Raw genomic sequence first — 261 nt, forward strand, 5'->3', positions numbered from 1 at the left:
CCACGCGCACTAGCAGCTCACACTGGTTGCGGTGGATCTGCTGATTACTAACACCACGATTTATCCAGTTGTAATAGCTTGATGGCTTGACATCTAATACGTGACACATACAGGTGATGCTAAATATTTTCTGGTTATCCTTGATAAAGACGTACTTCATCAACTGTGTTTCGCGAAGTACGCCGTGGCCTTTTTTAGAATATCTCGCTCTTCCTGAGCAACTTTTAGATCACGTTTAAGACGTTTATTCTCTTCTAGTAT

1 pseudogene is annotated in these 261 nt (G+C 41.8%); it reads right to left on the bottom strand.

Annotated elements, in window-relative coordinates:
• Window positions 1–261, bottom strand: a pseudogene (locus NJD71_RS13845) (IS3-like element ISPar1 family transposase); the annotation flags it as partial.

The organism is Psychrobacter sp. PP-21 (assembly GCF_033790785.1).
Classification (GTDB): domain Bacteria; phylum Pseudomonadota; class Gammaproteobacteria; order Pseudomonadales; family Moraxellaceae; genus Psychrobacter.